Here is a 5,180-nt window from a genome sequence, read left to right as displayed (position 1 = left end):
GTACGTCTTCGAAACATTGCCCACGCTCAACGACGACGAGCTCACCACGCTGCTGCCCTGGCACTGGAAGGACACATTACCCGGCTGAGCGACGCCTGCCCAGATGTGGTTAATGGCTCGCTTACACTAGTATTGTGAATATGAGGATGCCACCCACTTCGTTTCATGATTCTTAACATGGAACAATCAAGCACTACCTCGAAGGCTTCAATCTCTCTATCCATACCAAACTCAATCATTCTCAAGAATAAGGCCAACGTGCGAGGATCCAGCCTTCCACCTAATTTTATATTGCCAAAATTATCTGGTCGTGGAGTTATGAAGAATCGAGAGGCTTCCCACATCGAGCTATCTGGAATCCTGACAGCATCAGGACTCTTTTTAATAAATTTTAGTGGTCCTGTTAAGAGAGTTGGACTCGTAGATGGACGCAGCCTGACACAACCAGTTACACCATCATCCCAAGAGAATAAATAGTATGCCTCATGATTATCATAACTATCTGACTCAAATTCGCCGCCCTCATAGCTGCCAACATTCCATTCTCTTCTATCGATAAATGCTTTCTTTCTTGCACGGTAAATATCAAGAATGGTGGACTTATCCAATTCCTCAAAGTGAGCCAAGTGGATATAGATCTTTGAGATTCCAAACAAATCAATGTTTAATTTTTTCACGGCCCCAACCAAACAGAGGATTTCTTTAAGCATACTAAAAAGTAATGTTATGCCAACCTGTCCTAAAGGACAGTAGATGGGCAATAGGAAATCGTCTCTACTGAATTTGATGCTTACGAGGTGACAGCTTTCTTTGGTGTCCGCTAAAATTTGAGGAATAGAAAAATGCCCACAGCAGAAAATATAGAAAGAAAGGTTATTCATAATGCTGGGGACGGTATTGAGATAAAGTCAGCACGATGGACATTTGGCAGTGATGTTGCCCAGAAATTCGACTCCCATGTCGGTAAATCCGTGCCACTCTATCACTGCGGCCACGACCTAACTGTCAAGCTTTCCGATTTTTTCATAAAACCGGGTTCTACCGTTTACGAGTTAGGCTGCTCTACCGGCACACTTTTAAGCCGGATTGCAGAGCGTCATGGAGATCAAGAAGAGACTCGTTTCATCGGCCTTGATGTTGAGCCGAACATGGTGAGTTTTGCTAACAATAAATACGGTGATACATCGAACATGTTTTTTCAAACCTGTCGTGTGGAAGAGCATGAATTCGATAAGACGGACTTTATTACTTCGCACTACACTATGCAATTTTTGGCACCCAAATACCGCCAGAATGTGTTCAATAACATTTATGAGGCGCTCGAATGGGGTGGTGCTTTTGTACTGTTTGAAAAGGTTCGAGCCAGCGACGCAAGGTTCCAGGATATCTTTTCAACCTTGTACTCCGAGTTCAAGATCGATAACGGCTATGAGTTAGACGAGGTGTTGTCGAAAACCCTAAGCCTTAAAGGGGTGTTAGAGCCTTTCACTTCTGAAGCGAATTGCGACTTCATGCGCAGAGCAGGTTTCACCGACATCATCCCCATACAGAAATATCTGTGTTTCGAAGGCTGGCTAGCCATTAAATAGAGTGCCAGTTCTTAACCACTACACACCATCGACAACGACACGAAATGGACCAGAAATGACCATCGCAACCTTTTCCGAGGACATCCAAGCATACGAAGTGACTCTGACCAATGGTGCTGTTGTGCGCTACGTTAATTTGGATAACGCCGCTACAACTCCTCCATTTCAAAGTGTACAGAGCGCAGTAGATAGCTACATGCAAGGCTACGGCTCAGTGCACCGAGGCGCGGGCGTAAAATCACATGTCTCTACTGACATTTACGAAGCTAGTCGCGACACAATTCGTAAGTTCGTGAACGCACCTGATAACAGTTATGTTCTCTATACTGCTAATACGACTGGTGCGATGAATGCTGCCGCCTATTTCTTCTCTTTCTTCGAAGGTAAAGTAGCCGTATCCGACATCGAACATTCTTCGTCTTGGTTGCCTTGGATCAAAGCTGAAGGTGTCCGCAGCCTCGGCAGTGAACGATTCAAGCTGGAAGACGCTGAAGAGATCAACCACTTAGTGCAGGCTGCAGGTTCCAAGCAGGTCGTTCGCTATAAAGTCAACGATGCGTTTGAGTTTGACATCGACGATATCGAGAAGATATTAAAAAACAACAATATCAAAGCCTTTGTCCTAACGGCGTCATCGAACGCAACTGGTTATTGCCCTAACGTTAAGGCCATTGGCGAACTCGTGCATAAATATGGCGCGCTATATGTGGTCGATGGTTGTCAGTTTATCCAGCACCATAAGATCGATATGCAAGAGATGAATATCGATTTTCTCGCTGCCAGTGGCCATAAATTCTATGCACCTTATGGTGGTGGTTTCCTGATTGGACCTAAATCTTTCTTCGATAGCTCCTTACCCTATGAGATAGGCGGGGGCAACCTCCCCTATATCGATATGAATGGAGAATTTTACCCTACCAAATCCCAGCTGGCTCATGATCCGGGTACACCGAACACGGTTGGTGCCGTAGCCATGGCCGCTGCGATTGAAGAAATCTCACGTATCGGGATCGAGCGAATCGAAGCCTATGAATATAACCTTGCGAAACAGATGTTTGATGCTCTACAGGATAATTCTCACGTAAAGCTTCTTGTCTCTGAAAAACAACTGTGCACGATCCTTCCCTTCAACATCGATGGAGTCTGCCCCCAAGAGGTTGCGCGACGTCTCAACGACGATTTTGGTATTGGAGTGCGTTACGGAAGTTTCTGTGTCTATGACGTCGTCCGGCGCCTTCTAAACATTACCGACGACTCCGAGATAGCTCGCAAAGTGCTCGCTGGCGAAGACAATGCAGTGCCGGGCTTCGTCCGTGCCTCAGTTGCATTGCCCAACACGCAGGAAGATGTCGACCGTTTCGTCGCGGCTATCAACCAGATCTGTGTTGAGACCTTCAGCGGCGCTGAGGTGATCGAAGCCATTAAATAAACATCTCAGCTTAAATTGGAGATATTCAATGAGACTGCATCCGGTAACCTTTGCGAAAAGCGTCAGGGATATATACTTGACGTTTAATAATAATTTTTCGGGCTATCTGAAGATGGACATGCTTAAACAAGATAATGTCGATCTAACGAAGGTGTTCGAGCCTGAAAAATTGACACAATTCCTGTCATTATTCGAACAACTAGATGCTCCCAAAGACACGAGCTCAGGCCCAATTGATTTCACCGAAGAACATGATTTCTCAGTTGCAAATGACCAGAAACGCTACGGAAAGCATCGCCTGGTAGAAGAAATTTTTCGCTGGCTAAAAGCACGTAAATCGCACGATACCGCGCCGCTCCGAACCCTATCTATCGGAACTGGCGACGGAGCCACCGCACTACGATATAGCAAAGCCCTGGATTTTAGTAATGGAGACAAAGTTATCGGTCTGGATTTGTATGAGAAGTACCTTGTAAAAGCATGCTATAACTTGCCAAGCATGCAAACTCATGAAGTTGATCTCAACGCACTTGGTGATGAAGTAAAGATGCCATTGGAGGATAATTCTGTCGACCTAGTTGAATGCTCTATGACCGCGCATCACATGGAGAATTTCGACATTCTCATAGACGAAGTGCATCGTGTGTTGAGAAAAGACGGCGTCTTTTTTTATGTAGACCTGATCGACAAGACTAACATAGAAGATTGCATGGTGTTCGACAATCATCATGACTACCCCAATTACCACGGCGTTGAGTTCTACCGTAGTGCGGATGAAATCATTGGTACTGTGACTAAACACCTCGAGATTTCACAAGTTTCTAGGATCGGGCCAGGATATATTTTCCTCGGCGCGACCAAGAAATAACAGCGCTTTGGCACAATTGTATTGGGATCGTAATAATGATCATGGAATATATTCTGGTAGCCCTAATCGGTCTTGCAGCGTTCTACATCAAGGGTGTCACCGGCACCGGTACTACCACGGTGATCGTCGCTCTAGGGTCGTTCGTGATCGATCCCAAACTGACAATCGTTCTGTCTGCCTTCGTCAACATCTTTGGTGGGCTTCAAATGATTCGGGTCGATCCTGTAAAAATGTCAGTCAAATACTGGGGGCGGATCGCGGCTTTCATGGTTGTAGGCTCGGTGATAGGGGCCTTTGCCCTGAAATATACGCCTTCACGTGAGTTTCAGATCATCTTGGGTCTCGTCCTGTTAGCCGCAGCGATCATGTTCTTCGTGCAGAAAAAAGTGGCAGTCGATTCAGACTCCTCACCAGACAAGGCCGATCACGGCGATATGATGGCGGCCACGGTGTCAGGGATGTTCAGCGGTTATGTAGGGATCAGTGCCCCTCCTCTGGTTTACTACTTTGGGCGATACCTCAACAAACGTTATCTGCGGCGATTGTTAGTGATTGTCTATATTCCTGCAGTAACCGCGCAAACTTTTACTTTCATCTACAATGGAATGTTTACTTTAGATGTTCTTATTTGGGGGCTACTGATGCTGCCATCAATGTTCTTTGGCGTCTATATGGGAAATTTAACCTTTAACTTGATTTCAGAATCGCTCTTCCGAAAAGCTCTTGGTCTCCTCCTGATAGTGGCATCACTGCGACTACTTGCGTTGGGCATCCTTCAATGACGATGCCAGTTACTATATCAGGGGCGCCTCTAAGTCACCGAAAGTGTGATCAATAAATGTCGTCAAGACCGTCCCACATAATGGATTGTTGAGCGCGAAGGCATGGTGACGATAATTAGGTGCTTCAAGCTACACAACTTCCGTCTGGCCATTGGTTGTCCAACAAGGTTAGTGAAGTCACTGAGAAAGCGTGCTATCTGGACCACCTTGTAGTTAAAGCGGGTAATTGTGGCTTTTTACCCCCTGAGACGAGGTTAAGAGCTTAAACAACGGTGATCGTATCCAAGCCACCAAAACCGATGAGGTCGCGAAGTAAATGTTCGAAAAAATTGAACGGGTGCCTGGGGATGCTATCCTCGGGCTGGTTGAGGACTTTAAGAAAGACACGAGATATAGTCGGATGTTGTGTATGGAGGACAGAAGGAAGGGTGGCGTATCCTGTTGATTGATCACGACCAAGATTTCAACCAACACAAATGGATACGCCATGACAGATTCTACCCTCCAAGCCA

Annotated in this window: 5 protein-coding genes; 4 read left to right on the top strand and 1 reads right to left on the bottom strand. The window is 45.9% G+C overall.

All coding sequences use genetic code 11. The annotated features are described in order from the left end of the window. Positions 1-41: 41 nt before the first annotated feature. The gene (locus M8006_RS17335; protein WP_250084420.1) at positions 42-761 is read right to left on the bottom strand and encodes an acyl-homoserine-lactone synthase; all 720 of its coding nucleotides are present in this window, start codon (positions 759-761) and stop codon (positions 42-44) included. Positions 762-842: 81 nt separating this feature from the next. Here M8006_RS17335 and M8006_RS17330 point away from each other — a divergent pair, with 81 nt between their 5' ends. From M8006_RS17330 to M8006_RS17315, 4 genes are read left to right on the top strand one after another with little or no spacing between them, the layout of a single operon-like run. Further along, complete coding sequence (locus tag M8006_RS17330) at positions 843-1,589, top strand: methyltransferase domain-containing protein (RefSeq protein WP_250084419.1); 747 nt, start codon at positions 843-845, stop codon at positions 1,587-1,589. A gap of 55 nt (positions 1,590-1,644) precedes the next feature. Further along, positions 1,645-3,018: an aminotransferase class V-fold PLP-dependent enzyme gene (locus M8006_RS17325; protein WP_250084418.1), complete on the top strand. Its 1,374-nt coding sequence runs from the start codon at positions 1,645-1,647 to the stop codon at positions 3,016-3,018. A 28-nt stretch (positions 3,019-3,046) separates the two neighbouring features. Further along, positions 3,047-3,886 (top strand): class I SAM-dependent methyltransferase, encoded by an 840-nt coding sequence (locus M8006_RS17320; protein WP_250084417.1) that lies wholly within the window; start codon positions 3,047-3,049, stop codon positions 3,884-3,886. A gap of 35 nt (positions 3,887-3,921) precedes the next feature. Beyond that, a complete protein-coding gene (locus M8006_RS17315) occupies positions 3,922-4,668 on the top strand; it encodes a sulfite exporter TauE/SafE family protein (protein ID WP_250084414.1) in 747 nt (248 codons plus the stop codon). Positions 4,669-5,180: the final 512 nt, after the last annotated feature.

It is taken from the genome of Halomonas llamarensis, from assembly GCF_023555005.1.
GTDB lineage: Bacteria > Pseudomonadota > Gammaproteobacteria > Pseudomonadales > Halomonadaceae > Vreelandella > Vreelandella llamarensis.
This window is presented reverse-complemented; position numbering and strand designations above follow the sequence as displayed.

What these genes read in the sequence shown, in the direction of transcription:
- M8006_RS17330 (WP_250084419.1), top strand. Translation starts at nt 843, where the DNA reads ATGCCCACAGCAGAAAATATAGAAAGAAAGGTTATTCATAATGCTGGG.
- M8006_RS17325 (WP_250084418.1), top strand. Translation starts at nt 1,645, where the DNA reads ATGACCATCGCAACCTTTTCCGAGGACATCCAAGCATACGAAGTGACT.
- M8006_RS17320 (WP_250084417.1), top strand. Translation starts at nt 3,047, where the DNA reads ATGAGACTGCATCCGGTAACCTTTGCGAAAAGCGTCAGGGATATATAC.
- M8006_RS17315 (WP_250084414.1), top strand. Translation starts at nt 3,922, where the DNA reads ATGATCATGGAATATATTCTGGTAGCCCTAATCGGTCTTGCAGCGTTC.